This window comes from Empedobacter stercoris (genome assembly GCF_020281205.1).
In the GTDB taxonomy this organism is placed as follows: Bacteria; Bacteroidota; Bacteroidia; order Flavobacteriales; family Weeksellaceae; genus Empedobacter; species Empedobacter stercoris.
Genome location: NZ_JACXZC010000058.1, coordinates 1 through 2,098, shown reverse-complemented (window position 1 = coordinate 2,098; position 2,098 = coordinate 1). Strand labels below are relative to the sequence as shown.

Genomic DNA, 2,098 nt, shown 5'->3' with positions numbered 1-2,098 from the left:
AAAAAATAATAAATTTATAAACCAAACACTCTCTTAATTTTTAGAAAGAGGTGTCCAAATCATTTTGACAACGTACAATTAATATAACTTAAAATACTATTTTTAAAGATCTTGTGTAATGTAACCTGTATTGGAATAAATAATTGCGAGAGTATAATTTTGCGAGTAGTAATAATGATAAAAAACGGAGTATTTATATTAACCCATGTATGACAATGAGATTATAGTAAAGATATTTATTAAATAAATTTCGTTTATATATTTTTATAACAATATTTTTGTTAATGTATAGGCTGACAGTCAACATAATCTTTTTAAATAAAAAATAAATTCTATAAGTTTTTCAAAGTAAACTTTTAGTCCTCTCATCCTATTAATCTTAAGCATAGATATTCAATTTTTTTGTTCAATATACACATTTAAAACAAATTAATAATTTTGAAAAATTTTATAAAATTTATATCTCTACTGATTTTTCCACATTTGGGCTTAGCGCAAAATCCGGATAAATTTGAAGAAATTTATAAGAAGGTATATTTAGAAATCTCCCAAGAGAATTTCGAGAAAGCCTTGGAGATTTCAGATTCATTATATTCGATTTCAGAGTCAATACCGTATCGTATTAAAAGTTTAATGCTTACCGCTACGCTTTGGCAACAAAAAAGTAATTATTCAAAAGCAATAGAATATGCGATTAACGCACAGAAACTAGTAGAAGATACTGAGGACCCAATTCAGAAAATGAAAATATATGGTTTTTTAGCAACGCAATATAGATTGTCTTCTTTATTTTATCAGTCCAATTTTTATTTACAAACTGCAATAAAAGAATCAGAAAAAATAAAAGCGATTGAGCAAAAATCAACTTTTTTGGGTATTATATACCAAGAAAAAGCTTATTTAGAGATAGATAAAAAAAGGTATCTTAATGCTATTACTCATATCAATTCATCACAAAAATATTTTACAATCAATAAAAATTCCAATTATAATTTTTTTACAGCAAGTAATGAACAGTTACTAGGTTTATGCTATTATCAATTAAATGATTTGGAAAATTCTTTTATTCATTATAATAAATCATTAGATCTTTTCAAAGACCATCCTAATAATAATGTAAAAATATTGTCCTACAATGGTTTGGCTAAGATTTATATAAAAAGAAATAATCTCTCAAAAGCAAAAGAATATATAGTATTACTAAAGGATGTTGTTAACCGTTCTGAATATTTATCTTTAAAAGAAGAACTTTTAAAAACGATTGAAGAATTTGGTCAATTAGAAAATAAAACAGAGGAGGTCTTGGAAATTCGTAAATCAAGAGACTCTATATCAAATAAAATTCAAGAGAATATTAATACTTTAGTAGATAAAGAGCAAGAAAAATTATTGATAAATAATCAGAATTTAAACAAAAAGAAATCTTATAATTTTTATTATGCATTAACAATTTCAATATTCAGCCTTATTGGAATTTTATGTTTCTTATTATATAGAAAAAAATATAAAAACAATCTAAAAATAATTAAAAAGGAGCTTTTTCAATTGAAAGATAAGAAATTTCAAAAAGATAAAAGAGAGATTGTTATATCTGCTGTTGTTGAAAAAAAAATATTGGCAAAATTAGAACTGTTTGAAACCAATTTATTCTTTAACAAGAAAACAATAACTTTAGCTTCATTAGCCACATTTTGCGATACAAATGTAAAGTATATGTCTCATGTTATAAATTCACATAAAAATAAAGATTTTAATAACTACATAAATTCACTAAGAATTAATTATATTGTTGATAAATTAAATCAAGAACCTGTTTATCGCAAATATAAAATCAGTTATTTAGCTGATAAATGTGGCTTTTCATCATCTAGTAAGTTTATAAACGCTTTTAAAAAAGAGAAACAAATTACACCAGGAAATTATATAAACCAATTAAACAAAGAAAAAACTATTCTTTAATTTAATAAACTTAGCTGCATAATATAATGTTCAATGACTTTTCTACAAATGTTTTTGTAGTGTTGTAATCTTCCCCTTGTTAAGAACACTTAAAAGTAGAGTTTTTATTTAATATTATTGTATTATTATTTTGATTAAT

1 protein-coding gene is annotated in these 2,098 nt (G+C 23.4%); it reads left to right on the top strand.

Features of this window, described 5'->3' with window-relative positions:
- Positions 1-438 precede the first annotated feature (438 nt).
- Positions 439-1,959, top strand: a complete 1,521-nt coding sequence (locus IF125_RS14085) for a helix-turn-helix domain-containing protein (protein WP_225542917.1) — start codon at positions 439-441, stop codon at positions 1,957-1,959.
- The last annotated feature ends 139 nt before the right edge of the window (positions 1,960-2,098 follow it).